Origin of the sequence: Pedobacter sp. N36a (assembly GCF_014472395.1) — a bacterium.
Classification (GTDB): Bacteria; Bacteroidota; Bacteroidia; order Sphingobacteriales; family Sphingobacteriaceae; genus Pedobacter.
Window position 1 is genome coordinate 420,362 of sequence record NZ_JACSZW010000004.1, and the last position, 26,195, is coordinate 446,556.

The 26,195-nt window shown below is 41.5% G+C and carries 27 protein-coding genes; 14 read left to right on the top strand and 13 right to left on the bottom strand.

Annotated features, from left to right (window positions below; all coding sequences use genetic code 11):
• Nucleotides 1–63: 63 nt before the first annotated feature.
• The 7 genes from H9X96_RS10620 to uvrB all read right to left on the bottom strand — a co-directional run bounded on the left by H9X96_RS10620 (nucleotide 64) and on the right by uvrB (nucleotide 8,348).
• Nucleotides 64–1,044 carry a DUF6427 family protein gene (locus H9X96_RS10620; protein WP_062546598.1) on the bottom strand — a complete coding sequence of 327 codons (981 nt, stop codon included), beginning with the start codon at nucleotides 1,042–1,044 and terminating at the stop codon, nucleotides 64–66.
• A gap of 29 nt (nucleotides 1,045–1,073) precedes the next feature.
• A complete protein-coding gene (locus H9X96_RS10625; protein WP_187666248.1) occupies nucleotides 1,074–2,060 on the bottom strand; it encodes a glycosyltransferase family protein in 987 nt (328 codons plus the stop codon).
• A gap of 29 nt (nucleotides 2,061–2,089) precedes the next feature.
• Nucleotides 2,090–2,941 carry a UDP-2,3-diacylglucosamine diphosphatase gene (locus H9X96_RS10630; protein WP_187666338.1) on the bottom strand — a complete coding sequence of 284 codons (852 nt, stop codon included), beginning with the start codon at nucleotides 2,939–2,941 and terminating at the stop codon, nucleotides 2,090–2,092.
• Between the two features lie 216 nt (nucleotides 2,942–3,157).
• Entirely contained in the window at nucleotides 3,158–5,638 is a 2,481-nt protein-coding gene (locus H9X96_RS10635) for a hypothetical protein (protein WP_187666249.1), read from the bottom strand.
• A gap of 87 nt (nucleotides 5,639–5,725) precedes the next feature.
• On the bottom strand, nucleotides 5,726–5,995 hold the full coding sequence (locus tag H9X96_RS10640; protein WP_182958264.1) for a DUF4834 family protein: 270 nt from the start codon (nucleotides 5,993–5,995) through the stop codon (nucleotides 5,726–5,728).
• 92 nt (nucleotides 5,996–6,087) lie between these two features.
• Nucleotides 6,088–6,285 carry a YwbE family protein gene (locus tag H9X96_RS10645; protein ID WP_187666250.1) on the bottom strand — a complete coding sequence of 66 codons (198 nt, stop codon included), beginning with the start codon at nucleotides 6,283–6,285 and terminating at the stop codon, nucleotides 6,088–6,090.
• A gap of 2 nt (nucleotides 6,286–6,287) precedes the next feature.
• The gene (gene uvrB / locus H9X96_RS10650; RefSeq protein ID WP_281029475.1) at nucleotides 6,288–8,348 is read right to left on the bottom strand and encodes an excinuclease ABC subunit UvrB; all 2,061 of its coding nucleotides are present in this window, start codon (nucleotides 8,346–8,348) and stop codon (nucleotides 6,288–6,290) included.
• On the opposite strand from uvrB, the gene H9X96_RS10655 reads away from it, so the two are divergent.
• The 3 genes from H9X96_RS10655 (at nucleotide 8,347) to upp (ending at nucleotide 10,478) form a co-directional block, all read left to right on the top strand.
• Nucleotides 8,347–8,571: a hypothetical protein gene (locus tag H9X96_RS10655; RefSeq protein WP_187666251.1), complete on the top strand. Its 225-nt coding sequence runs from the start codon at nucleotides 8,347–8,349 to the stop codon at nucleotides 8,569–8,571. The two genes, uvrB and H9X96_RS10655, sit on opposite strands and share 2 nt — an antisense overlap.
• Nucleotides 8,572–8,651: 80 nt before the next feature.
• Complete coding sequence (locus tag H9X96_RS10660) at nucleotides 8,652–9,695, top strand: hypothetical protein (protein WP_187666252.1); 1,044 nt, start codon at nucleotides 8,652–8,654, stop codon at nucleotides 9,693–9,695.
• A gap of 138 nt (nucleotides 9,696–9,833) precedes the next feature.
• Nucleotides 9,834–10,478 carry a uracil phosphoribosyltransferase gene (gene upp, locus H9X96_RS10665; RefSeq protein ID WP_187666253.1) on the top strand — a complete coding sequence of 215 codons (645 nt, stop codon included), beginning with the start codon at nucleotides 9,834–9,836 and terminating at the stop codon, nucleotides 10,476–10,478.
• A gap of 6 nt (nucleotides 10,479–10,484) precedes the next feature.
• On the opposite strand, the gene H9X96_RS10670 is transcribed toward upp, so the two are convergent.
• On the bottom strand, nucleotides 10,485–10,685 hold the full coding sequence (locus H9X96_RS10670; protein WP_187666254.1) for a hypothetical protein: 201 nt from the start codon (nucleotides 10,683–10,685) through the stop codon (nucleotides 10,485–10,487).
• 162 nt (nucleotides 10,686–10,847) lie between these two features.
• Here H9X96_RS10670 and H9X96_RS10675 point away from each other — a divergent pair, with 162 nt between their 5' ends.
• From H9X96_RS10675 to H9X96_RS10710, 8 genes are all read left to right on the top strand, one after another.
• Nucleotides 10,848–11,537: a YjjG family noncanonical pyrimidine nucleotidase gene (locus H9X96_RS10675; protein WP_187666255.1), complete on the top strand. Its 690-nt coding sequence runs from the start codon at nucleotides 10,848–10,850 to the stop codon at nucleotides 11,535–11,537.
• 49 nt (nucleotides 11,538–11,586) lie between these two features.
• Nucleotides 11,587–12,282 (top strand): DUF4476 domain-containing protein, encoded by a 696-nt coding sequence (locus H9X96_RS10680; RefSeq protein ID WP_187666256.1) that lies wholly within the window; start codon nucleotides 11,587–11,589, stop codon nucleotides 12,280–12,282.
• 5 nt (nucleotides 12,283–12,287) lie between these two features.
• Entirely contained in the window at nucleotides 12,288–12,806 is a 519-nt protein-coding gene (locus tag H9X96_RS10685) for a DinB family protein (protein WP_187666257.1), read from the top strand.
• Between the two features lie 64 nt (nucleotides 12,807–12,870).
• Nucleotides 12,871–13,266, top strand: coding sequence for a hypothetical protein (locus H9X96_RS10690; RefSeq protein ID WP_187666258.1), 396 nt, complete (start codon nucleotides 12,871–12,873; stop codon nucleotides 13,264–13,266).
• 21 nt (nucleotides 13,267–13,287) lie between these two features.
• Nucleotides 13,288–14,631 (top strand): flippase, encoded by a 1,344-nt coding sequence (locus H9X96_RS10695; protein WP_187666259.1) that lies wholly within the window; start codon nucleotides 13,288–13,290, stop codon nucleotides 14,629–14,631.
• A 184-nt stretch (nucleotides 14,632–14,815) separates the two neighbouring features.
• Nucleotides 14,816–15,442 (top strand): hypothetical protein, encoded by a 627-nt coding sequence (locus H9X96_RS10700; RefSeq protein WP_187666260.1) that lies wholly within the window; start codon nucleotides 14,816–14,818, stop codon nucleotides 15,440–15,442.
• A 4-nt stretch (nucleotides 15,443–15,446) separates the two neighbouring features.
• Entirely contained in the window at nucleotides 15,447–16,214 is a 768-nt protein-coding gene (locus tag H9X96_RS10705; protein WP_222943878.1) for a class I SAM-dependent methyltransferase, read from the top strand.
• A 1-nt stretch (nucleotide 16,215) separates the two neighbouring features.
• The gene (locus H9X96_RS10710) at nucleotides 16,216–17,115 is read left to right on the top strand and encodes a glycosyltransferase (RefSeq protein WP_187666261.1); all 900 of its coding nucleotides are present in this window, start codon (nucleotides 16,216–16,218) and stop codon (nucleotides 17,113–17,115) included.
• Nucleotides 17,116–17,133: 18 nt separating this feature from the next.
• On the opposite strand, the gene H9X96_RS10715 is transcribed toward H9X96_RS10710, so the two are convergent.
• A complete protein-coding gene (locus H9X96_RS10715) occupies nucleotides 17,134–18,672 on the bottom strand; it encodes a rhomboid family intramembrane serine protease (protein ID WP_187666262.1) in 1,539 nt (512 codons plus the stop codon).
• Between the two features lie 7 nt (nucleotides 18,673–18,679).
• Nucleotides 18,680–19,429, bottom strand: a complete 750-nt coding sequence (locus tag H9X96_RS10720; RefSeq protein ID WP_187666263.1) for a bifunctional 2-polyprenyl-6-hydroxyphenol methylase/3-demethylubiquinol 3-O-methyltransferase UbiG — start codon at nucleotides 19,427–19,429, stop codon at nucleotides 18,680–18,682.
• A 221-nt stretch (nucleotides 19,430–19,650) separates the two neighbouring features.
• On the opposite strand from H9X96_RS10720, the gene H9X96_RS10725 reads away from it, so the two are divergent.
• On the top strand, nucleotides 19,651–20,922 hold the full coding sequence (locus tag H9X96_RS10725; protein WP_187666264.1) for a glycosyltransferase: 1,272 nt from the start codon (nucleotides 19,651–19,653) through the stop codon (nucleotides 20,920–20,922).
• 12 nt (nucleotides 20,923–20,934) lie between these two features.
• Nucleotides 20,935–21,684 (top strand): glycosyltransferase family 2 protein, encoded by a 750-nt coding sequence (locus tag H9X96_RS10730; RefSeq protein ID WP_187666265.1) that lies wholly within the window; start codon nucleotides 20,935–20,937, stop codon nucleotides 21,682–21,684.
• A 71-nt stretch (nucleotides 21,685–21,755) separates the two neighbouring features.
• On the opposite strand, the gene H9X96_RS10735 is transcribed toward H9X96_RS10730, so the two are convergent.
• Nucleotides 21,756–22,472, bottom strand: coding sequence for a 3-ketoacyl-ACP reductase (locus H9X96_RS10735; protein ID WP_187666266.1), 717 nt, complete (start codon nucleotides 22,470–22,472; stop codon nucleotides 21,756–21,758).
• A 153-nt stretch (nucleotides 22,473–22,625) separates the two neighbouring features.
• Complete coding sequence (gene typA, locus H9X96_RS10740) at nucleotides 22,626–24,422, bottom strand: translational GTPase TypA (RefSeq protein WP_187666267.1); 1,797 nt, start codon at nucleotides 24,420–24,422, stop codon at nucleotides 22,626–22,628.
• A gap of 248 nt (nucleotides 24,423–24,670) precedes the next feature.
• Here typA and H9X96_RS10745 point away from each other — a divergent pair, with 248 nt between their 5' ends.
• Nucleotides 24,671–25,366, top strand: a complete 696-nt coding sequence (locus H9X96_RS10745) for an oxidoreductase (RefSeq protein ID WP_187666268.1) — start codon at nucleotides 24,671–24,673, stop codon at nucleotides 25,364–25,366.
• Here H9X96_RS10745 and H9X96_RS10750 read toward each other — a convergent pair.
• Nucleotides 25,323–26,150 (bottom strand): esterase family protein, encoded by an 828-nt coding sequence (locus tag H9X96_RS10750; RefSeq protein ID WP_187666269.1) that lies wholly within the window; start codon nucleotides 26,148–26,150, stop codon nucleotides 25,323–25,325. The genes H9X96_RS10745 and H9X96_RS10750 overlap by 44 nt on opposite strands.
• Nucleotides 26,151–26,195 lie beyond the last annotated feature (45 nt).

Genomic DNA, 26,195 nt, shown 5'->3' on the forward strand with positions numbered 1-26,195 from the left:
ACCCTCATGGCACAAAGCTATTAATCTTTAGCAAGTTTCAAGGGACCAAATTGTTAAAAAAAGTTAAACAAACAAAAAGTACTGGATGGCTAAAACCAGAATCAGGAATAAGCTTTCATAAAACCAGCGTTTTTTAGCATTAGAAAAATAATAGGCCAGCAATACCGAACCTGGAGGCACACAGAGCAGGAAATGGTAAAGTCTGAAATCCGGTTTTGTATAAAAGCTGAGGATGGCCACCACGAACATGATGAAGAGCATCTGGAAGGCCTTTCTGGTACTGATAAAGCTCCTGAAGAAGTTTTCCCGCAGCTGGATCATGGCCAATACCATCATCACCAATACCGGCACCAATACCAGGTAATCGTTGTAATTGATCTTGAACACCGAAGGGAATTTATTGCCCAATGGCAGCCAGATTTTGTAGAACATCGAAAGGCTGTCGTTCCAGTAATAGAAGACCCAGACGAAGAAAAATATGGTTAAAAAGCCAACCAGACCAGCAATCCACTCTTTACCGTTAAAGGAACGGTACAACAAGAGTGTAAACCAGATCATCACCAGCATCACAATAAAAGGGAAGTAAATCAGGGTACCGATGGCGATCAGCATCCCAATATCAAACATGATCATCAGGGCATTGGAGGACTTGCCAACTTTCAGTAATTTGTCCATGATCCAGATCAGTATAAAATTACAGATTAAGGTTGGGCTCAGGACCAGAAAGGGCATGAACAAGCCTGAGGCAGTCACATACATTAAAGCTGGCAGGAAATTCGGCTTGTTCAATAAGCCATGATTGTTGACTACCCTATTGAATAAAATCGCCTGAACATAAATGATGATCGCGGCAAAAAATGCGTTTCCTATGGGTGAAAAGCTATTTTGAACTGGAATCTGAATAAAAAACTTGGTATAAGGTTCCAGGAATTCAAAATTCAGGTGTTCTGGCGGGTCTGCAAAAATCGCCATGCGCATAAAAAAAGTATATGCGAATAACAGGAGCAGGTTTATAGGGTTTAAATTTCTAAATTGATTGATCATGCCTGTATATTAAGGCAAAGTAAAGCAAATTATCTGGCAAAATCCTTCACTACTTTCTCAATTACCGCAGCGGTTTCATCAGGGAAGTGGAACTGGTGTTCCTGAGGGTTCTGCACCCAGTCTTTGATGATGGGCAGCCAGTTCTTATTACTTGCCCAGATCACCGGGAGGCCGAATTTCTTCAATGCAAAGGCATTACACTGCTGTTCGTACTGAAATTTCATCGGGGCTACCAGGAGTTTTTTTCCTAGGAATAATGCTTCAGCAGGACCTTCAAAGCCACCTCCGGTAAACAATCCTTCGCAGGAAGCCAGGCTTTTATTAAACAGTTCGTTATTGATCGGACAGACTTCTACATTGCCATCCATATAGCTCAATTTGGTGTGTTTTGAAAACACCTGCCATTTCACCTGTGGAATCTGTTTAAGAATAGGCACCAGGTATTTATCGTCAATTGCAGGCAGATAAACCGTATAATGGCCTAGATTGCTGACCTTCATATTGCGGATTTCCGAGCGGATCACCGGGGTATAGATAAAATCGTCGTATCGTTCAAAGTGGAAACCTACATAATGTGTGGCGGGCGCATAGTATTTCATCACCAGCTGTGCCCAGTCGATACTAATCGGTTTTGGCACCTTTCTGGATTGAAAAGAGGCCTGGTGACTTAAGCCTACGCTTTCCACTCCCTGCATGCGGCAAGCCCATGCCGTTACTGGCTCAAAATCGTTCAGAATCAGGTTATATTCTTTTAAAGGAATGGTCTTCATGTCTTTGACAAAACGTGGAAGGTTCATTGTTTTCCAGGTTTCATAGTGGTTTACGCCACCTTTTTTCCCAAAAACAAAACTAAATCCATGAAGCTGGTACTTGACTTGCTGCACCAATTGAACATCTGCCTGCGTACCGCTGATCAGTAAATCTACGTCTCCATATTGCTGCAATAGTGGAACGATTTCCCTTGCTCTGCTAATATGTCCGTTTCCTGTACCCTGAATAGCGTATAGTATTTTCATCCGCACCGAATATCTACAATTTTTACGCTTTAGACAATTTCTAATTTAATCTTTTGAAGCAGCACATTGATATCCAGTTTGCTGTGAAGGTCTTCGCTATCGGACAATTCACCCTCTTCGAGTTCTTCTTTTTCAAAATCTTTAGGGTCATATTTGAAGATCTTCCATGCTTTGTCCTGGTATTCCAAGGCGGTCAGATTTTCCACCCAATCCCCACTGTTCAAGTACAATACTTCGCCTCCATCATTGCTGATGATTCTCATTTCCGGTTGGTGGATGTGTCCGCAGATGACATATTGATAGCCATTTTCGATGGCAAGATCTGCGGCTGTATTTTCGAAGCTATTGATGAATTTAACGGCATCTTTAAAAGCTGCTTTAATTTTTTTGGAGAAGCTCATTTTCTCTTTTCCGAAAAGTCCGAGGAACCAATTGGCAAGACTGTTGATCAGAATGAGGGAATCGTAACCCACCGCACCTAATTTGGCCAGCCATTTGGAATGCTGCATCGTGACATCGAAAATATCGCCATGAAAGAACCATGCTTTTTTACCGTCCAGTTCTAAAACCAGCTTATTTTGGAGGTGGAAAGCGCCCATGTGCAGATCTGCAAACTTGCGCAGCAGCTCGTCATGGTTGCCGGTCAGGTAATACACCGGAACGCCTTCTACCACGAATTTCATGAGCTTACGCAATACTTTCATGTGTGTTTCCGGCCAGTAGCGCTTGCTGAACTGCCAGATGTCAATGATATCACCATTGAGAATAATCTGATTGGGTTTAATACTTTTCAGGTATTTTAAGAGTTCCTTGGCATGGCAGCCATAGGTTCCAAGGTGAACGTCGGAGATGACTACGATATCCACTGCTCTTTTAGACATCATCTTCCTCCAGCCAGAGTTCGTAAGGGCTGAAAAAGAAAGCGAGCCCAACGACTAAACAAATGATCAATAACAATTCCTGCATCATGTTTAACAGTTTATGATACAAAAATGCAATACTAAGATAAACAGCAGGTTAAGAAATCGTTATGATTGATGAAATAAGAAAGGCCTGATGCTTTTCAACATCAGGCCTTTCTATTTATTTTAAAAGCATTATGCTGCTTTTTTCTTTTTATTTTCTGAGTAGAGGGCAAAACCTAAACCTGCAATCAGTAAGATGGAACCTACTAAGGAGATGTTTTCACCCGTATAGTAAGAAACCGGCTCAAACTTAAATTCTACTTTATGGTTTCCTGCTTCCAGCTGTGCCGCACGAAGTACGTAATCTGCTCTGAAATAAGGTTTTTTAACCCCATCCACATACATATTCCATCCTTTATCGTAATAGATTTCGGAGAATACAGCAATCACATCTCTTGGCGCACTATAAGAGTAAACCAGGTGATCCGGGTGGTAGCTATCTAATTTAATCAATGCGGATGGATCTGCACCCAGACGTTTGGTATCGATTAAATGTTTGTATTGTACATCTACAATCGCTTCTTTCTTAGGATCGAAGCTGCTGATTGCTTTCATTTCCTCATCGGCATCTTTTGCAAACTGCACATTCTGAACGATCCAGGCATTACCTGCAGCTGTCGGATTGCGCTGCATTTTATAGGAACCATTTTTTGGATCCTGAGTGATGATATATTTCGTATTCAACATATCCAGCACATCCTGATTCACGCTCTTAGAGAGCTGGCTGTCAATCAATTCCTGGTAACGTTTCAATTTAGCGGCATGGTAACCACCGATAGTTTTGTGGAACTGTGAAGTACTTGCGTCAGAGAAAGTAGAGATCGAAAGATCCAGTACCCTATAATTAGGATCTTTATCTGACATGATGAACGTATCTACATCACGAGGCTGGAAATGGTTTGTTAAGTCACTTTTGCTGGCGAAATTGCTGTTGTTTAAATAACGGCGATCTACCTGCCAAAGGTCTATTAAGGTCGCTACGCCAAGGATAATGATGGCGGTTTGTGCGTTTAGTTTTTTATTGATGAATGCCCATACCAGTGCATAACCAATGGCGATGAACACTAAAGAACGTAAAGCATCTGCGCGAGCGATGTCTGCACGGTCGCTGATGAGGGCATTGGTAATACTTTGTGCCACACCGCTGTTATTGTCCAGCATTTGCGTCAATGCCTGCAGCATTTGAGGGTGCATAGATGAGGTAAAGCTAAAGAAAGCGGTAGGCATAACAGCCACCAATAAGCTAAGACCACCAGTAATTCCTGCTGCAATAGTTAACTTATTCGTCAGTGTTTTCTGGTCGTAACTACCTTCTTGTGCTTCTCTGATGGCAAGAACGGCCAATATTGGCACCATTAATCCCACTAGCGCCAGAATAGATTCTACTGCTCTGAACTTGTTGTACATTGGGAAATATTCGAAGAACAGATCGGACACGAATGGTGCATTTTTACCGAAAGAGAGGAACATAAATAGCACTGTAGTACCTACGATCCACCATTTCAATCTGCTTCTCACGATCAAAAGACCGAAAACGAATAGGAAACAGATGATGGCACCGAAGTAATACGGACCTGAAGTTCCAGGTTTTTCACCCCAGTATTGCTGCAGACCGATTTGTCCGGCCAATTGCTGAATGGCCTGGGTAGGGTCACCACCGGTTACGGCCTGTAATGCTTTATAGGTATGACTTTCTGGTTTTACGATTTCGTCGATACTTGTTGCACCGCCATAAAGGTTAGGAATCAGGAAGGTTAAACTTTCGCCAACACCCTGGCTCCATCCGTACGCATATTCTTTTGACAAGCCGTTTTTCTCTTCTGACTTATCGGTAGTGAGGTTAGATTTTCCACGGTTAGACTCTAATCCGTACTCATAAGTCGTCCATAGTTTACCGGCATTGACCATTAAAGAGACCAATAATGCCAATCCTAAGCAGGTCATTGACTTTCCGAAAGCAGCTAATTTCTTCTCTTTTACCGCATGATAAACTTCGATACCGATGAAAATCAATAGCGCAATCATCAGGTAATAAGTCATCTGAATGTGGTTGGCTCTGATTTCCAGGGCCAGGAATAAAGCGGTTAGACTTCCTCCCAGCCAATATTTACCCCTTAGGCTGAGGATGACGCCTGCAATAATCGGGGCAATAAACGCAATGGCTAATGCCTTATTGCTGTGCCCGGCGGCGATAATAATAAAGTTATAGGAGGTAAAGGCGAATGCGATTGCGCCAACTGCGGCGAGCCATGGATTTACCCGAAGTACGCAAAACAGCAGGTATGCACCTACCAGATACAGTAATACTGCATCTACAGGGTCAGGGAAAACTGCTTTAATTGTAGAGATTACATAAGTTCCTACATTCATTGGGTGCTGCACCCAGATTTGATATGCAGGCATACCGCCAAACATTTGATTCGTCCAAAGAGGGCCTTTGCCGTCTTTAGCCTTGTAATCCATAATTTCTTTAGCAGTAGCTTTTGCCTGGATGACGTCACTTTGTGCAGGGGCTTTTCCTTGCATAACAGGACTGAAATAGACAAAACAGATGATCACAAAAAATCCAATGATGGCCAGGTGGATGCCATTCGCTTTTAACCAATTATTCATTAAGGTTTGTTTAAGATTTAAACTAACCCCAAAAATATAAAATTGATACAGATTAGGAAGGAAATTTATCGATTAGCCTAAAATACTTTATTTTACCTCTTCGTAATCTACGAAATCGCCGAGTTTGTCTGTTTTACCACCTTTAGTCTGCGGCGGCATATAATCGATAGTAATCGCGCCCTCCGGTTTGCTGTCTTGCTGTCTGGCCTGGCCTTGAGCTTGTCTGGCTTGGTTTTCAGCCTGACGCTGAACCTTGCTAAACATACTTTTCAATACCATAGGAAATATCAGGCGCAAAATTAAGCGCAGGAGATACAGTACTAAAAAGGTGACTACAATAAATTTTAAAAATGCCATTGTGTTAAATTAATGTTTACAAATATAGACGGAATTGGGATTTCATTATTACAAAATTCCGTAGATTATTGCTTTTTCATTACAATAAGGGCTTAATCTTCTATGATCTCGGCTACACGACCTACCTGTCCATCTTCCAAACGCACTTTTATTCCTCTGGAATGGAAGGCGGATGAAGTGAGCAGATTGGCTACAATTCCTCGCGTTAATTTTCCTGTTCTCTGGTCCTTTTTAAGGATAATCTCGACTTCCAATCCTGGATATATATCTTTTCTATTTTTTCCGTCCATTGTTATTTTAAATGATCAGCGGTTGCTGATTTACTAAATCTTTCTTCAAATACTTTTTCCATGGCAAACATCTCATCACGAAGCCTTGCAGCCATGAGGAAGTCCATTTCTTTGGCCGCTTTGGCCATATCTTTACGCGTTTTATCAATTGATTTCTGCATTTCCGCCTTGCTCATAAACTGAACAATCGGATCTGCGGCCATACTTACTTCGTCTACTTCCACATACGCTTTTGCTCTTGTCGCATTTCCGGAGAAGTCCAGTACGGAAGTTTGTTCGAGAATCGCCTCTCTGCTTTTGCCGACTGTTTTTGGCGTGATGCCATGCTCCAGGTTATAGGCAATTTGTCGGTCGCGGCGTCTGTTGGTTTCACTGATCGTTCTTTCCATGGAATCCGTGATTCTGTCTGCATACATGATTACCCTACCTCTGTCGTTACGTGCCGCCCTTCCAATAGTCTGGATTAAAGCCCGATCAGAGCGTAAGAAACCTTCTTTATCGGCATCCAGGATCGCCACTAAAGAAACTTCTGGTAAGTCGAGTCCTTCTCTTAGTAAGTTGATCCCGATCAACACGTCGAATTCTCCAAGGCGAAGACCGCGAAGGATCTCTACCCTTTCCAAAGTTTTCACTTCGGAGTGGATGTAACGGCATTTGATGTTCAGGCGGTCCATATATTTAGTAAGTTCCTCTGCCATTCTTTTGGTCAGGGTAGTCACTAAAACGCGATCGCCCATTTTAATGGTTTTATCGATCTCGTCGAGCAGATCATCCACCTGGTTGACTGCCGGTTTCACTTGTATCAGTGGATCCAGTAGTCCTGTAGGACGAATTACCTGTTCAATGACTACCCCTTCCGTTTTCTGCAATTCATAATCTGCAGGGGTCGCACTTACGTAGATCGTTTGCGGTGCAAGGTTTTCAAATTCATCAAAATTCAGCGGTCTGTTGTCCAATGCGGATGGCAGGCGGAACCCATATTCTACCAGCGACATCTTACGGGACCTATCCCCGCCATACATGGCGCGAATTTGAGGGACCGTCACATGGCTTTCATCGATCACCATTAAGTAATCATCGGCGAAATAATCCAGCAGGCAGAAGGGTCTCATACCTGGAGAACGTCCATCAAAGAATCTCGAATAATTTTCAATTCCTGAACAGTAACCGAGTTCTTTCATCATTTCTATATCGAAAGTGACTCTTTCTTCCAGTCTTTTTGCTTCCAGCAGATGGCCATCATTGATTAGCTGCGTTTTTCGAACTTCCAGTTCTTCCTGAATCCCCCAGATGGAGGAAGTGAATCGGTCTTTTGGCGTCACGAAAAGATTGGCAGGATAAACGGCCATATCTTCCATCTTATCCAATGTTTTTCCGGTTACCGGATCAATCAGGCTCAATTCTTCAATGTCATCACCGAAAAAGGAAACGCGGTAGGCTTCATCCAGATAAGCAGGAAAAATGTCTACAGTATCCCCTTTTACGCGGAAGGTACCCCTTTTAAATTCGGTTGTTGTTCTGGCATACAAGATTTCCACCAGGCTGTGTAAAAAGCTGTTTCTGGAAATTCTGGTGCCTACAGAGAAGCGGAATACCGATCTAGAGAAATCTTCTGGATTCCCCATACCATAAATGCAGGAAATGGAGGAAACTACGATCACATCCCTACGTCCGGACATTAAAGCGGAGGTGGTTCTTAATCTGAGTTTTTCTATTTCTTCATTGATACTCAGGTCTTTTTCTATATAGGTATTTGTGCTGGGCATAAATGCCTCAGGCTGGTAATAATCGTAATAGGAAACGAAGTAATTGACCGCATTTTCCGGGAAGAACTGTTTAAATTCTCCGTAAAGCTGCGCAGCCAATGTTTTATTATGACTTAAAATCAACGTTGGCTTTTGAGTTTGCTCGATCACATTGGCAATCGTAAAGGTTTTACCCGATCCTGTTACGCCCAAAAGTGTCTGATAATTTTCTTCGTTATTCACTCCATCTACCAATTGCTTAATGGCATTGGGCTGGTCTCCTGTTGGCTTATAGTCTGATACGAGCTGAAACTTCATGTGCAGATTCCTTATTTATCTTGATGTTGAGGTCGAAAGACGTAAAGATAAGGAATTATTTGCTTGGATAAGGGAAGCGATCGCTATTCCTACAGAGATCGATCCTGATCTGCCAGCCTGGTTCCATCTGGCAGAAATTCAATTTAAGACATTATTTTACAGCAACATACACCTTACAAAAACACCAGCGCTCATCAAACAATTTGGAGGTTCAAGTGTATAAGTAATGTTAAAAGGTATTTGCCTGCTGCGGATTCCTGATGACCAGAATCCAGGTGATCAATTACTTTAAAATTACACCCTATGAAGCTCCAGGTTTATGCACCATTGATCAGCCCTCGCATCAAATACATTTTTAACTTCATGTTTGCCGGGATTTTAGGGCTGGAGTTGGAATACCCTAAAAATTTAGCAGAATTTACACAGGCGGAGGATCCTAAACTTTGTTATGGGAAGCATCCTATTTCAAACAGCCTATTTTTTAAGAGCTCAGGTTTATTGACCGACCGCTCCATCAGGCGTCAAAAGATTAAAACCACGGTCTTTGGAGCGCATCAGGTACCCTTTGCCGTAGAAGGCAGCACCCTACCTTTCGATCCTTTTGCTGCTGCTTTTTATTTTTTGAGCAGATATGAGGAGTACCTGCCCTTTGAGGACCGGAAAGAGCAGGGTTATCGGGCGCGTTTAAGTCTGCAGTATAAACTCGGACTCTTAGAAATCCCGGTCATTGATGAATGGGCAATCATTTTAAAAAACATCTTACACCAGCATTTCCCATCACTTAAATTTCCAAAAAGGGATTTTAGCTTTAAAGTCGCTTATTCGCTGAACCCGGAACACCAATCTTTGGCGAAACCAATGAGAAGGGCCTTTAATTTCATGAATCAGATGATCACAGCGCAATTTGGTGGAAAAAGAAAAGAAGAACAGATGTCCAGGATCCGTCAGCTGATCGAAAGGATGGAGAAAGACGGCCATGCTGCTCCGCCAGAGTTTCTCTTGCCAAATACACAGCTGCACACCAACTGGCAGGAGAAATTGAACCTGCCGAAAAGTTATATCCAGCTTTCCGCAAAGCATATAGCCTGCGATTACAGCATGTATTATCCAGATACACCAGGTTTTAGAGCAGGAACCTGCAGCCCTTTTTATTGGTATGATTTACAAATAGAGAAACAGTCGCAATTGAAAATATTTCCTTTTGCAGTGAGTTATGCTGGAATTGTGACTGGAAAGAAAACTAATAAAGACCCCTTGCTGTTACTTAATGAACTGATGGACCATGTAAAATTTGTAGATGGCAGTTTTTACAGCCTTTGGCAGCACAAGGTCATCGCCCTTGCGTAGTTGATAGTTTTCAATTTTCGTTGTATCTTTTCATGCGGAGCAATTTTTCATACTTAATGCTGCTCATTTCAGTTCTTTTTATTCTCCTAGCCGTTTATTCCCTTATTTTTTATTCTCCTAATTTTAATTCCCAGTCCGATGATTTTTAACCTAGACAAAACCGACTCCATTGCTAATGTTTTCCTTGCCGAACTTCGTGATGAAAATATTCAGAAAGACACCATGCGTTTCCGTAAAAATATGGAGCGAATGGGTGAATTTTTCGCTTATGAAATCAGCAAAACGCTGGAGTATGAAAGAAAAGAAACACAAACACCGCTTGGAATGGCAAAAACTGCCTCCCTGGTGGATCAGCCTGTATTAGCGGCTATTTTAAGGGCAGGAATCCCTTTACATCAAGGTTTATTGAATGTTTTTGACCAGGCGGAATCTGCTTTTATCACCGCTTACCGAAAAGTTCATAAAAACGGCAATTTTATAGTAGAAGTGGAGAATATCTATTCGCCGGATCTGAACGACAAAGTAGTAATTATAGCAGATCCAATGTTGGCGACAGGCATGAGTATGGTACTTTGCTGTAAGGAATTGTTAAACCGGTACCGCATTAAAGAGTTGCATATTGTGTGCGCCATTGCCAGCACAGAAGGCATTAACCACCTGAGGGCCAACCTCCCGAAGGCAAAATTATGGTTTGGTGCTATTGATGAAGAAATGACTAGTAAGTCTTATATTGTACCTGGATTAGGCGACGCAGGAGATCTTGCTTATGGCATAAAACAGTAATCCGCTTTAAAATAATTGAAGGAATTGGCCTTTTTCTGCTGATGGGTCTATGGTTATGTGTGTATTTTCAATATGCAGGACATTCCTGTTCATTTTAATTTTTCGGGCACGACCGATAGTTTTGGCCATCGTTCTGATATTTATAGCCTGCCAATGGTGGCCACTGCCTTTTATATTTTGCTGACGATGGTCAACAATTTCCCTCATTATTTCAATTATTTAACCCCTATTACCCCAGAAAATGCACATCGACAGTACACATTGGCTACAAAATTACTTAGATACTTAAAAGTTCTGGTTGTTGTTATCTTTGCAACGCTCATCAGCATAACCATACATTATTGATGATTAGGATAAAGGAACAGCAGCATGATTAAACATATTTTCTTCGATTTAGACCATACGATTTGGGATTTTGATAAAAACGCAGAGGAGACCCTTATGGAATTGTACCATCAGTATAAACTTGCCGCATTGGGGCTCACTTCTCCGGAAGCCTTCATTGCAACTTACACTGAGAACAACCATTTGTTATGGGCTGAATATCATTTAGGAAAGATTACTAAAGAAGCCTTAAGGTCTGAACGTTTCAGTAAGACTTTTACGCAGCTGGGTGTCTCCCCGGAATTGATTCCTCTGCAGTTTGAAGACGATTACGTACGCCTTACCCCCATTAGAACCCACCTGTTTGAAGGTTCGAAAAAGGTATTGACCTATCTGAAAGAGAAATACACGCTACATATCATTTCTAACGGATTTAAAGAGAGTACCCTGACGAAAATGGACAAATCCGGTTTAAATCCATACTTTTCAAATGTGATCATTTCTGAAGATGTAGGTGTGAATAAACCCGACAAAGCCATTTTTGAATATGCCCTAGCCAAGGCAAAAGCGACAAAACCGGAAAGTATCATGATTGGCGACAGTCTGGAGGCGGATATTCGCGGAGCACAGGACTTCGGGATTCAGGCCATCTTTTTTAATCCACTGCATAAGGAAAAGCCACAGGATGTAGCCTGGCAAATTAATCATTTGGAAGATTTGTTAAATCATTTTTAATTGCTTATTCTTATCAGAACAAGTCCTGAAACCTATTGCTCAAAACCCTATGAGAAAACTATTGTTCCTCCTTGTGCTGCTCTTGCAGAGCGATTTTATCTTTGCACAACATACCCGCAGTACTGCTGAATTATTTATAGAAATCCCGGAACGTGGAAATTACGTTGTGTATGTAGATGATGAATTTGCCGGATCCTCAAAAGGGCGATTCCGTTTTTATGAAATCCGCAATAGCGCTCCTACGGTAGTCGTGATGAAAGACAATGCGGAGGTATTCCGCAGACGCATCAATTTACCGATGAATGCCCGTTTATTGGCCGGTTATAGTAGTCGTGGGGGTTGGAGAAACATCAGTACCTTAAATTTATACGACCGTGGTCAGTATGCATTGGACAACTGGGACCGCGCAATTTTCAGTGACCGACCTGGTCCAGGGCAAATCGAGGACAGGCCTGAGGTGATGACTGCTGATGAATTCAAGCAATTATTATCTATGATAAATAGGGAAAGCTGGGCTGATGGCCAAGTGAAATTAGTAAAAATAGCTTTGAAGAGCTCTTGGATAACTGCAGATCAGGCTTATGAATTACTGAGGTTATTGAAATTTGGCGGAGATCAACTGGCCTTTGCAAAATATATTTATCCTTTCATTGCTGATAAAAAAAATGCCATGAGAATGGCGAATCTTTTTCGCTTCCCGACAGACAAATCAGCATTCATTGACTATATCGCTACACAAAATTAGAACAAATGAGTACTGGCAGAGACTATAAAAAGATCCAGCAAATCGTGCTGGCTTATCAAAAGAAACTAAATGAGCTGGAGGAAGATCGTTTTCTCGAAACCCCTCCTATTGGCGGCTGGTCCTACAGTGAAGTATATTTTCATATTTTTGATTCCAGTATCCTTTCTTTAAAGCAACTGAGGGCTGCGATTACTGGTGAGGGGGAGCAAAAGCCTACCGCTTTTATGGTCAAGCTGATCTTATTTTTAGGCAGCCTTCCACCGGGAAGAAGGTATAAAGCACCGAAAAGACTGGCGGAAAGGCTGAAAAAAATCAGCAAGGCAGAGGCTACGTCCTTAATAGATGACTTCGTTCAACAACTGGAGAAGGATACTTTACTGCTGCCAAATGCAAATAAAAACTTAAAAATGCCGCACCCAAGGTTTGGCTATCTGAATCCGTTTCATTGGCTGAGTTTTATTAAAATCCACCTGAACCACCATTTGCAACAATTACATAGGATTGATCAAAGCTACCTGCGATAACCCAACAAATTTCACATCTTTGCTTATCTTTTATCTCTATTAGAAGGTTAATAAATGTATAAATATGAAAAGGATCCTTTATATCAGTTGTTTTGTTCTGGCACTTTCCGCCTGTAACAGTGAACCTAAGCAAAGTCAGAATGTAGTAACTCCTACACCTGCTGGCCTTCCTTCGGCTAGTCCAACTATGGCTAGCGGAGAAAAACCAGCAAACAATCCAGCACATGGACAACCTTTTCATGACTGTGCACTTCCAGTTGGAGCACCATTGAATGCCAGCGCATCAACAGCGCCAAGCACAGGAACAGCAGCTTCTGCACCAGTGGTTGTCCCACAAACGGCAGCACCTGCAGCAACGCCTCCAAGTACTCCTGTCAACCAGAAAGAAGCGAAAATAAACCCGGCACATGGCCTGCCAGGTCATGATTGTGCGGTTCCTGTTGGAGCACCCTTAAGTTAATTTCAGCAAGAACAGGCGAGCATGAAAATCCCAAGTATTCCTGGCTTTGACCAGGGAGCGATAGAGAAATACGCAAAAAATGCAGGCTGGCTGATGATTGCCCGAGTGGGCAGCATGGGCATAAAAATAGTGGCCAGTATCGCTGTTGGTAATTATTTAGGTCCAAAAGTATTCGGAGTTTATAATTACCCACTTGCATTTATTACGTTTTTTATTGCCGCAGCAGCTTTGGGATTAGATGGTTTTGTAACCAGGGAGCTCCTGCGTTTCCCGGAGAAGAAAAACGAATTACTCGGGACGGCTTTTACTTTAAAACTCATCGGCGGTATCGCTGTGCTCCCCCTGATTTATCTCGCTTACCATTTTGCGGTAGACCTAACTACCGTAGACGCACCCTTGTCTTATATCATGGTGGTCAGTTTTACTGGGCTTGTTCAAGCATTTAATATCATTGATAGCTATTTTCAATCCAGGGCTCAAGGAAAATTTATAATGGCGGTGCAGGTGATGGGAAACCTATTGTCTGCTGCCTTCAAATTGCTATTGATTGTACTAGGCATGAGCCTGACTTGGTTTATCGCCGCCTTATTGTTTGATGTGATTGCCTTGGCACTTGGTTACGTTTATCTATACCAAAAAGAAGGAGGATCTATATTTGAATGGAAATTTGAAAGTCCTCTAGCACGTTTTCTATTAAAAAATTCCTGGCCAATGGCTTTTTCGGCCATCCTGATTTCTATCTATATGAAGATAGATACGCTGATGATTCAGGGATATTTAGGTTCTGCACAGCAAGGGATTTATGCCACGGTAGCCCAATTTTCTGAAGCCTGGTATTTCATCCCTGTAGCCATTGTAACGGCTGTTTTTCCGGCCATTATGAATGCGAAAAGGGATGATCCGGAAAGGTATCAGCGCAGGATGCAGAACATGTACGACTTAATGGTCTGGATCAGTTTGAGCATTGCGCTTTTTATGACCTTTGCTTCACCTCTGATCTACAGAATATTGTATACTCCTGACTACTGGCCGGCAGCGCATGTATTGTCGGTCCATATCTGGGCAGGGGTTTTCACTTTTCTTGGCACTGCCAGCGGGCAATTCCTCATTGCGGAAGGTTACACTAAGCTTTCCATGCTCCGTACTGGCGCTGGCGCTATTATCAATATTGTTTTAAACATCTTGTGGATTCCAGAATATGGGATTATGGGTGCGGCAGTGGCTACATTAATTGCCTATGCGAGTTCCAATTTCATGATTTTATTTGTTCCGAAAACACGGCAGCAGGGCATCATGATGCTTAAATCTCTATTCCTCATTACCCTGTTTGAAAAGATCAAAAACAGGCCCGCTGCAATTAAGTAAGCTTAAGAAAATTATCTGATCCAATAATTATACGGATATATTAGCTTTTTGCGTTTAACATTTTAACTTTGACACTCAAATGACCTGCAACCTATCATTGAGCTGCAGGGACAAATTTAAGCCATACAGGTGAACCGACACATGATTTCATGACCGTTTCCTCTTACAAAAACACATTATACAGATGAATTCCTTAAGAAAGGTAGTAAGATCAATCGTATTAAAACCAAAAAACATATTGGATCTCCTACAATTGAAGTCCAAAATCAAGAAATCGTCCGGCCCTTTGAACATCATCATAGGTTCAGAGAATACCGACTATGAAAACTGGTTACCGACTAATATTGAGAGTTTAAATTTATTAGAAAAGAGTTCCTTTGAAAATTTATTAGGCGAAAAGAAAGCTTCAAAATTCCTCGCAGAACATGTTTTTGAACACATCAGCTATGCGGATGCCCTGATCGCACTAAAAAACTGCTATACTTTTATGGAGAAAGGCGGCAGTATCAGGATCGCGGTTCCAGATGGTTTTCACCCTAATCCAGCTTATATCGAACAGGTAAAACCTGGCGGTCATGGTGAAGGTTCCCATGACCATAAGTTGTTATACGACTATAAGAAGCTGAGCAAAGTATTGGAAGATGCAGGTTTCCGTGTGAAACTTTTAGAATACTATGATGAGAACAAACAGTTTCATTTTGTAGACTGGAAAAGTGAAGACGGCCATATTCTAAGGTCCAGAAGGTTCGATAAGCGCTTTAATGAACCCCTGGGTTATTCTTCATTGATCATTGACGGTATAAAAGACTAATCAAATGGCCATCATCACAGAAGATATCGTAGCCTCATACAACGACTTTTACACGGGTAGCGATGTAGAATGGCGTATGCTTGGTGCAAAATCCAAAGCAAAAAACCTGATAGAGGTATGTCAGGGAATTCAGCCAAAGAAGATATTGGAAGTAGGCGCGGGAGATGGCAGTATTTTACATTACCTAAATGAGTGGAATTTTGGCACAGAGCTCTATGCACTGGAAATAGCGGATAGTGGCGTTGAGCTCATCAGGAAACGCAATTTGAGCAAATTAAAAGAGGTAAACCGCTTTGATGGCTATAGCATTCCTTACGCGGACGACAGTTTTGACCTCATCATCCTTTCCCATGTTCTGGAGCATGTGGAGCATGAAAGAGTACTGCTGAGAGAGCTAAAAAGAGTTGCTAAATATTTGGTTATTGAAGTGCCTTTAGACTACCGTTTTGGTGTCGATAAAAGGATGAAACACTTCCTGGATTATGGCCATATCAACATGTACACCCCCACATTGATTCGTTTTCTTTTGCAAAGTGAAGGCTTTGTAATAGAAGCAGATAAAACCACCCTTACCCCTATTGACACCATTAAATTCTGCGAATTCAAAGTCAAGAAAACACCTAAAACATTACTGCCTACGTTAAAAATAGAGCTGGAGCACCGCATTAAAAATATTTTAGGTGCCATTCTAGGAAAAAATAAGCGGGAACAATTTGGGAACGCCTATACTGTGCTCACTAAAAAGTCAAACCAAAACCTGGAGATCTTCTAATATGCAGCTTTTTGCACCCATTGCTTTATTCGTTTATAACCGTCCACAGCATACGGAACGTACTATTAAATTTTTGCAGCAGAATCAACTGGCTTCAGAAAGCCGGTTATTTGTATTTTCTGATGGATTTAAATCCGCAGAAGATCAGGCAAAGGTCATGGAGGTTCGCGAGCTGCTGAAAAGCATTGATGGGTTCAGATCTGTGGAGATTATTGAGCGTCCGGAGAATATGGGATTGGCAAATTCGGTCATCGCTGGTGTAAGCCGACTGGTAAAAGATTACCAGCAGGTGATTGTAATGGAAGATGACCTGATCACTTCCCCTTTTACCCTTACTTATTTCAACGAGGCTTTAAGCCGCTACCGCGAGGAAGAGAAGGTAATGCACATCGGGGCTTACATGTATCCGCTAAAAGAGAATAATCTTCCTGAGTCGTTTTTCTATCGTGCAGCAACCAGTTGGGGATGGGCGACCTGGGATCGTGCATGGCAGCATTTCGAACCTAATATTGATACTTTAATGGGTCAGTTTGATGCAAAAAAGAAGTCTGAGTTTTCTATTGAGCATAAAATGAATTTCTGGAAGCAGATGCAGGATTTTAAAAATGGGAAGAATAACTCCTGGGCAATCCGCTGGTACGCTTCCATCTTCTTAAAAGGGGGACTGACTTTGAATCCTTCACAGTCGCTGGTGAATAATATTGGCCATGATGGAACTGGAATCCATTCCGGGATCAACGACATCTATAATGTGATCATTAATCCTAAGCCGATTCAGCAGTTTCCAGAGGAAATTAAAGAGGACAATACTGCTTATGAGACCATTAAAAATTTCTTGTCTACCCGTAAAGGTAGTTTATGGGAAAGGGTCAAAAGATATGTTAAACAGCGTTTAGGCTAGTCCTGGAAACAGGCCGTTCTAGTCTTCCATAGTGATCTGCTCTCTTTCCGCCTGGTTTATGTGGGTCAGCTCATCTAATTTCCGCTGAATTTTAGATTTTAGGGGCCGGTCATCTGATTGATAATCTTGATATAGCATCAATCCAAGTTCATAGCCTTTTTTCGCTTTTTTTGTTCTAAACTCCAGATCAACCTTGTCTTTATCTAATAACACCATCGTTTCCGTGCGTTTGACCATTGCAAGGTTCCTTTTCCAGGAATCAAGGGCGCATCTTTTAATGAGCTGCAACTTTTCAGCTTTAGACATTCCCTGGTGAAGGCTATAAATTTCATTAAATGCCAGTTCATTACCCATCAATTTTTCGCGAAGCTTAGCATATTCCTTGATCTGATAGATGGGTGAAAATCGCATGACTCCTGCTCCTAAGATCAGTACCAGGAGAAAGGCAGTGGCTGTTCTCCAATATATTGGCAGGTTAATTTTGAAAATCACTGAGTTATAAAAGAGGTAACCAAGTACAAATCCAGATATTACGCCGCCAAAATGTGCAGAATTATCTGTTTTTTTGCCCATCAACCCATTTAACAGCATAAAAGCAGTAACGATCAGGGTACTGATCAGCAATGCTCTATTGGCATTTTTTTCAAAGGCATTGCTAAGGAGTAAGGCAAGATAGGAACCGAACATCCCCATAATCGCGCCGGATGCGCCCCCCATAATCCCTGTTTTATAATGCACCACACTGATCAACCCACCACAAACACCGCTCAACAGGTAAACGGCTAATGTTTTCCAGCTGCCCAATTTATTCTCCACCATGAGGCCGATATAAATGAGTGCATACATATTAAAGAACAGGTGCGTAAAAGAAAAGTGAATGAATTGATGGCTCAGCAATCGCCAAATCTGCCCCTTTAAAACCGCATCTCTGGAGTCTGCACCCAGATTTAAAAAGAGTTTTTCTCCGATTTCCTTCCATTCAAAAGGCGTTAAACTGAGGTCTTTAAATTTAAGGACCTGTAGTGTAAAGGCTGCAATAATGAATAGATAGTATAATATATTGGCGATTAAAAGCAGCGGTGTCACCATATATCCTGCTCGTGGGATAAACAGGTAAAGTACGTTTTTGATCTTATTCTTAATGGCTAAGGGCGCTTTTTCAAAATACTGGTCGTCCTGAGAAGCAATATGTTCATGAAATTGTTCGAGTTTTTGTTTCCACACATCCTTCAGATGAAATTGAACATATTCAAACTCATCAAAGAATTTCTGAAGGTTCTCTTCATTTTTCCCATAATCATTGAACAAGAGCTGAACACCTACGCATTCGCTTTTGAAAACGGCAAAGTTATAATTGATGCGGATGGAAATCTCTTCGCTATAGGATTGAAAAGAAAGCCCGGTATAGGCTATTAAACCGGATTCTGAAACATGGCTTAGCTTCCAGCCCAGATTTTCAATCACTTGCTGCGCAATGATGAGGTACTGATCTGCCGGATAATCTCCTAGCGGTATATATTTTTCAACTTTAGGTGAGTAGCCCCAGCTTAGTCCCATTATCTTTTTACTTTTTTCTTGCTTCTAAGATAATATAAGGAGACAATACTTGGGAATTAAAAGGGATGATTTTAGTAAATATTTTTCCTGCAAACCAAAGGGTTTTCTTCAAAACACGAACACTTAACGGTTTTTGCTGTTCATTTTCCAGCCAGAGACTGAAATTTCCGAAATATCTGGATTGCAGGACTTCCAGGCCTGCCTGCTCACAAATACTGGCCAGCAGCTTAGGATCCATGCAGTTTATGTTATGTTTATCATAATTTTCGCGGTCGAAAGACTTTTGGAACCAGCCATTCAGGGCTTTAAAATTCGGAAGGGTGATGAATAAGGTTCCTCCAGGTTTTACAAAAGCAATGTGACGATTGATAATGTCAGCGGTATCATTGAAATGTTCGATCAGTCCACAGGACAAGACCAGGTCAAACTCCTGAACGGGCTGATAGTTGAACAAATCTGTTTCGATAATATTGATGTCACTAGATTTCAACTGATTGGCTTCCAACAGTGCGTTGGTCACCGGCTGGTGCACAAAATAGTCGAGCAGTGTCACATCCAGCTTAAAATATTTTTTCAGAAATACGGCATAGTATCCTGGAAAGCCTCCCAGTTCGATTGCCGTTTTTACGCCCTGTTTGTTGATAATTTCGCCAAGTTCCTGATGAAACAAATAATTTGATGGAATATTAACCAATAAATCGGTTTTACTTTCCCAATAATTCACCCAAAACTGTCTGTCGGTTAACAGGTTTTCCATATTATATTTTTAGCTATTTAATTATCTTATGATTGGTTTCTGCTCATTTAATTGTTTTCAAAGTCCCGATTTAATGTCATATTATCATCATATACCATTTGTCAGCTTAGGGCTTAGGATTGTTTCAATTTTTAAATTAAATTTATCGGCAGGCGAACCGGCTTTACAAGTTTGGAACGAAAATACAGAAGAATTTAACAATAACCGCTAATTTTGATAGATTGAAAGTAGTTCACTTAAATACATACGAAGGAAATGGCGGTGCCGGAAGGGCTTGTCTGAGGCTAAGTGAGGCGTTAAAGGCGCATGACATAGATTCTGAAGTGATGGTTTATTTTCAATTTAAAGAAAGCAAACTGACAACTGCTTTTAACAGGAGTCCATTTCAGAAAGCGGTGGCTATTGTGAAGATTCTGGCGGAGCGATATTTGTCGAAAGCTTTCTCTAAAGCGCTAAAAACCCCCTTTTCTTTACAATGGTTCGGCAGATCCGTCATTCATCACCCTAAAGTAAAAGCCGCGGATGTTATTCACATCCACTGGATCAACCATGGATTTTTATCGCCAAAATTCCTGGCACAGATTGATGAGCTGGAGAAACCGGTGGTCTGGACTTTTCACGACAGCAATGCGTTTACTGGTGGTTGCCATGTGCGTTATTCCTGCGAGAATTACCATAAGGAATGCGGCAATTGTCCGCTGTTAAAATTTAGCGGCAAAGATGATTTTTCTCATAGAAACTGGTTACAAAAGAAAAAGGCGTACTCTGAATTGAATTTCCACATTGTGGCACCGAGTCATTGGATGGCAGATTCTGTAAAGTTGAGCAGTTTAATGGGAACCAGAGCAGTGACTGTGATCCCAAACACCATTGAAACCAAGGTTTTCAAGCCTTATGTAAAATCGGAAGCCAAGAAAATATTAAAGATAAATCCTGATCAGTTTGTACTGATGAGTGGTTTTATGCCTTCCAAGAATGACAAACACAAAGGGACTTCTTATTTGATTGATGCTTTAAATGACCTGGCCAGGAGACCTGGGATCATAAAAGAAAACATTGAACTGGTCATTTTTGGCAATAAAGACCATGTAAACATGCCAGACTTTCCTTTCAAAACCACGTTTTTAGGAACCATCAGCAACGACAATCACCTGGCCAAATGTTACTCCGCCGCAGATGTGTTTATTACGGCTTCCCTGGAAGACAACCTACCGAATACGGTGATGGAGAGTTTGGCTTGCGCAACGCCGGTGGTGGCCTTTAAAACAGGTGGTATACCCGACATGGTGAAACACCTTGAAAATGGCTATTTAGCGGAGTACAAATCTTCGGAAGACCTGGCCACGGGAATCGAGTGGCTGTACCACGACGAAAACGCTCCTGATATCCAGAAAGAAGCCAGAAGAACAATATTAACTAAATTCTCGGAGTCAGTTATTGCAGAAAAACACTTATTATTGTATCAATCGCTGATTAATTCACAGCCTCATTAAAAAAATCACCCTATGCAACCAAAGCTCAGCGTCATCACCATCGTTTATAATAATGTAAAGGATATTGAGCGCACCATGCTTTCTGTGTTGAATCAGACTTATCCGAATATTGAATACATTTTGATTGATGGGGCTTCTACGGATGGCACTAAAGACACGATTTACAATTATAAATCTCGCCTGGCGCAGTTTATTTCGGAGCCTGATAAAGGGATTTACGATGCCATGAATAAAGGGCTCGCATTGGCTACTGGTGATTATGTGCTGTTCATGAATTCCGGTGATGAAATCTATTCGCCGGTCACAGTTGCGGAGGTATTTGAAAGTACTTCTGCGGCTGACATTTATTATGGTGAGACAGAAATGTACGATGAGAACTGGCATAGCCTGGGACAAAGAAGGCACCGGGCTCCGGAAACTTTTAGCTGGAGAAGTTTTAGGTATGGCATGTGTATCAGCCACCAGGCGATCTATGTGAAACGCAGTCTGGCGGGACCTTTTGATTTACAATATAAGTATAGCGCAGATATCGACTGGATCATCAGGGCTGCTAAAAATGCTTCCAGTATTGTCAATACGCACAGTTATGTGGCCAAATACCTGGTTGGCGGAATTTCTAAAAAGAAACACGCAGCGAGTTTGAAAGAGCGTTTCAAGATCTTCACTAAATATTATGGTTTCATACCCAATGTCATCAACCATCTTTTCATTGCAGTGAACTTAGGGCAGTACTATATCCGCCATCGCCGAACAAACGATTAAGTCTTCTTTTCATTTTCCACAAAAAAGGGAAAAGCTGAGCGCTCCTCCCTCTATGATGTTTCTTTTGAAAACTAAGGATTAGTAGACCACAATGCAGCTTCTTTCACAAAGACCCTGCGGTTAAGTTTCAATTGAGAAACTACCAGTTCTGCAAAATCTTCTGCCTGCATCACGCGATCAGGGTTACCATCTGTTAGTTTCAAGTCGATTGCCATATCTGTAGCCACCGTGCTTGGTACTAAAGTCGTGACACGAATGTTGTGTTTGCGACCTTCCTGCATTAAGGATTCAGACATTCCGATTAATCCAAATTTCGAAGCACTGTAGGCACTCGTTACTGCTGCTCCATTTTTTCCTGCGGTTGAAGATACATTGATGATATCACCAGTTTTTCTTTCGATCATTTCAGGGAGTACGGCACGAGTGACATAGTAAGGCCCCAACAGGTTCACTTTTATAATTTCTTCCCATTTCGCTGGCTCCAGTTCCATGAAAGAACCGAAGGCACCGATTCCGGCATTATTGATCAGGATATCAATTGCACCCAGTTCCGATTTTAAAGATTCGACAGCGATATTTACGCCATTGATATCGGAGACATCCATAGCTGCGATTGCAGTTTTGACACCATATTGTGCCAATTCTGCAGCAACTTTTTCCAAATCGGCAATTGTTCTTGCGGCTAGACCTACGTTCACACCTTCTTGTGCTAAAGCGATAGCTACCGCACGTCCAAGTCCTTTTCCGGCACCGGTAATGATTGCATTTTTTCCTTTCAATGATTCCATCTGAGCTTGTATTTATGTTTTATATGGTACAAAATTAAGAAAAAAGAAGGGGCTATGGAGGATGGGGCGTGACTTATGACTTATAAATAGAAAAAGCCCCTGAACATTTTGTTCAGGGGCTTTTTCAACCTATTAATCTTGCTAAAAAGCGGATTAGTTTTTGTTGTTTTTACGTGCAGCTTCAGTCAAGTGAATCTTACGTAAACGCATGCTCAATGGAGTAACTTCGATGTACTCATCAGCCTGGATGTATTCCATAGCTTCTTCCAGAGAGAACTTAATTGCCGGAGCAATACGGTTGCTATCATCAGTACCTGAAGCACGCATGTTGGTTAAAGCTTTACCTTTAACGATGTTTACTACTAAGTCATTGTCACGGATGTGCTCACCCATAATCTGACCTTCATAAACATCAACACCTGGATCAACGAAGAAACGTCCACGATCTTGTAATTTATCAATTGAATAAGCAGTAGTACTACCTTTTTCCATTGAAACTAAAACACCGTTTAATCTTCCAGGGATTACACCTTTCCAAGGCTCATAAGCTTTGAAACGGTGAGCCATAATCGCTTCACCACCAGTAGCAGTTAATACGTTATTTCTTAATCCGATGATACCACGTGCAGGGATTTCAAACTCTAAATGCTGTAAATCTCCTTTAGGCTCCATGATCAACAATTCACCTTTACGTTGTGTTACCAATTCAATTACTTTACCCGCAACTTCACCAGGAACGTCAACGATTAAAGTTTCAATAGGCTCACATTTTTTACCATCAATTTCTTTAATGATCACCTGTGGCTGACCTACCTGAAGCTCATAACCTTCACGACGCATCGTTTCGATCAATACTGATAAATGGAGAATACCTCTACCATATACTAAGTAAGCATCTGGAGATTCCGTTTCCACCACTTTAAGGGCTAAGTTTTTCTCCATTTCTTTGTACAGACGTTCTTTGATACGCTGAGACGTTACAAATTTACCTTCTTTACCGAAGAATGGTGAGTTATTGATGGTGAACAACATGTTCATTGTTGGCTCATCAATTTTGATTACTGGCAATTGCTCTGGAGCGTCAAAATCAGCGATAGTATCACCGATATCAAATCCTTCAATACCTACAACAGCGCAGATATCACCAGATCTTACTTCAGTAGCACGGATTTTTCCAAGACCTTCGAAAGTATATAATTCTTTTACTCTTGATTTTACAGTTTTACCGTCACGTTTGATCAAAGTAACCGGTTGGTTTTCTTTGATTGAACCGCGGTGAACACGTCCAACTGCGATACGACCTACGAAAGATGAATAATCTAGAGAGGTGATCTGCATTTGTAGTGTACCTTCATTTGTCGGTGCAGGAGGAATGTTAGCTACTACAGCATCTAATAATGCGAAGATATCGGTAGTAGGTTTTTGCCAGTCTGTACTCATCCATCCTTGTTTAGATGAACCGTAGATTACAGGGAAATCTAATTGATCTTCTGTAGCCTCAAGGTTGAAGAACAATTCAAAGATTTGCTCATAAACTTCTTCTGGACGACAGTTTTCTTTATCTACTTTGTTTACAACAACGATCGGTTTTAAACCAAGGGCTAAAGCTTTTTGTGTAACGAAACGAGTTTGAGGCATTGCACCTTCAAACGCATCACACAATAACAATACTCCATCAGCCATTTTCAATACACGTTCTACTTCACCACCAAAATCGGCGTGACCAGGGGTATCAATAATGTTGATTTTTACATCTTTGTACATCACAGAAACGTTTTTGGAAACGATGGTAATACCACGTTCACGTTCCAAATCGTTATTGTCAAGTATTAAATCTCCGGATTGTTCGTTATCACGGAAGATTGAACAAGAGTGTAAGATCTTATCAACCAGTGTAGTTTTGCCGTGGTCAACGTGTGCTATGATAGCTATATTTCTTATTTTTTGCATAAAATGCGTGTAAATTTTTGCGCAAAGATACAGTTTATTATCGACATATCAATCAATTAGTTAAGAGCAAATAATGAAAAATAACCCGCGTTTTATATTACCATAACAATGACCGTTTTATTATTAAGGTTTATTGCAGCTACAGGCAGGAATTCGTATTTTGGTACATCAGAAAAATCAATTGGTATTTATTCTCAAAAAATCACGGGGCTTGTCCTAAAAACGAAACCGGCCTATAAAAATTCAATATGAAGAAAAAAGCAGTAATACTTGGTGCGAGTGGCTTAATAGGGACGAGTTTGTTAACACAGCTGCTCGATAGTCCGGACTATACGGCTGTCTTGGTGCTGGTTAGAAAGAAATTGAATCAGGAACACCCAAAACTGGAACAGCTGGTGGTAGATTTCGACCGGTTGAACGATTATGGCCCAGAAATCCAGGGAAATGTAGTTTTCTGCTGCCTTGGGACCACAAAAAGTAAAACACCGGATCTGGCACAATACCGGAAAATTGATTACTTATATCCTTTAGATGCGGCGGCGATTGCGCAGGCAAATGGTGCTTCCCAGTATCATTTGGTCTCTTCCATGGGCGCGAACCCCAACTCAAGTATTTTTTATTCCCGCACTAAAGGAGAAACAGAGCGCGATCTGCAAAGTATTCCTTTCAAAAGCATTCATATTTACCGGCCATCTGTATTAGATGGCGACAGGCAGGAACACCGTCCGGCAGAAGCATTGATGATCGGGCTGATGCGTTTTTTAAAGCCCATAATGGTTGGCGGCCTACGAAAATACAGAAGTATAAAGGTTGAAAATGTGGCTTTGGCAATGTTAAAAATGTCTTTAACAACCAAAGAGGGCGTATTTATTTATCCTTCTGATGAGATTGAAAATATCGCTACAGGGCGTTTTTCCGACCAAAAGCCCAGCAAAGAAAAGTAGGCATGACGCTAGACCAGGTTTCGACATTGTGCTTACCTCCTACCATTTCGTAATAAGTAATATTTTCCGGACGCTGGTATCCTTTTTTTAGCAGCGCTTTGATGATATCGATAGTATCATCAATGGAATCGATGATCAGGTTATGGTTTCTATCGGCAGTTTCGTCTTCTGTGCCGGTCATGAGCCAGAATTTTAGCTTCGGGCTGCCCCCGATTTCAGGAACACTGCTGGCCTCTTGAATCATTTGATGTACAATACGATCTTCATCTGTATATCCGTCTTTAAGGTCTTTTTTACGCCACCAGAAAGCACCTGAAAACACACCTGCGAAGTCAAAATATTCCGCATTGTTCCAAACGATATCAAATGCTGAAATCCCACCAAGCGAACATCCTGCGAATCCTTTTTTCCCGAGAATTGGCATGCCCAACTGCTCTTGAATGTAAGGCAGCAGTTCTGTGAGGATGAAATCACGGTATAAATTCGCGGAGGCACCTCTGTTTAGAAAATCCGGAGCACCTGCAATTCCGTATTCCCGAGTACGGTTTTCAGGTGCATGGATGGCAACTAGAACCAAAGACTCCAGCCTGTTTTTCTCATAAAGCCCATTCAAAGTCTGCTCCAGCCCCAAGGCTGTCGCATCTTGCCCGTCATTTAAAAGCAGCAGGTTTAAGATTTCATTCCCGAGTAAGTTATTTGGGATAAAAAGATCAATCAGGACTTCTCTCTTTAAAACGGCAGACTTCATGGAATGCGGAGTACGGGCAACTTTGGAAAGTAACATAACAATGGTATAGCCTGCAAAGGTACTATTCTTCCTAAAACATCC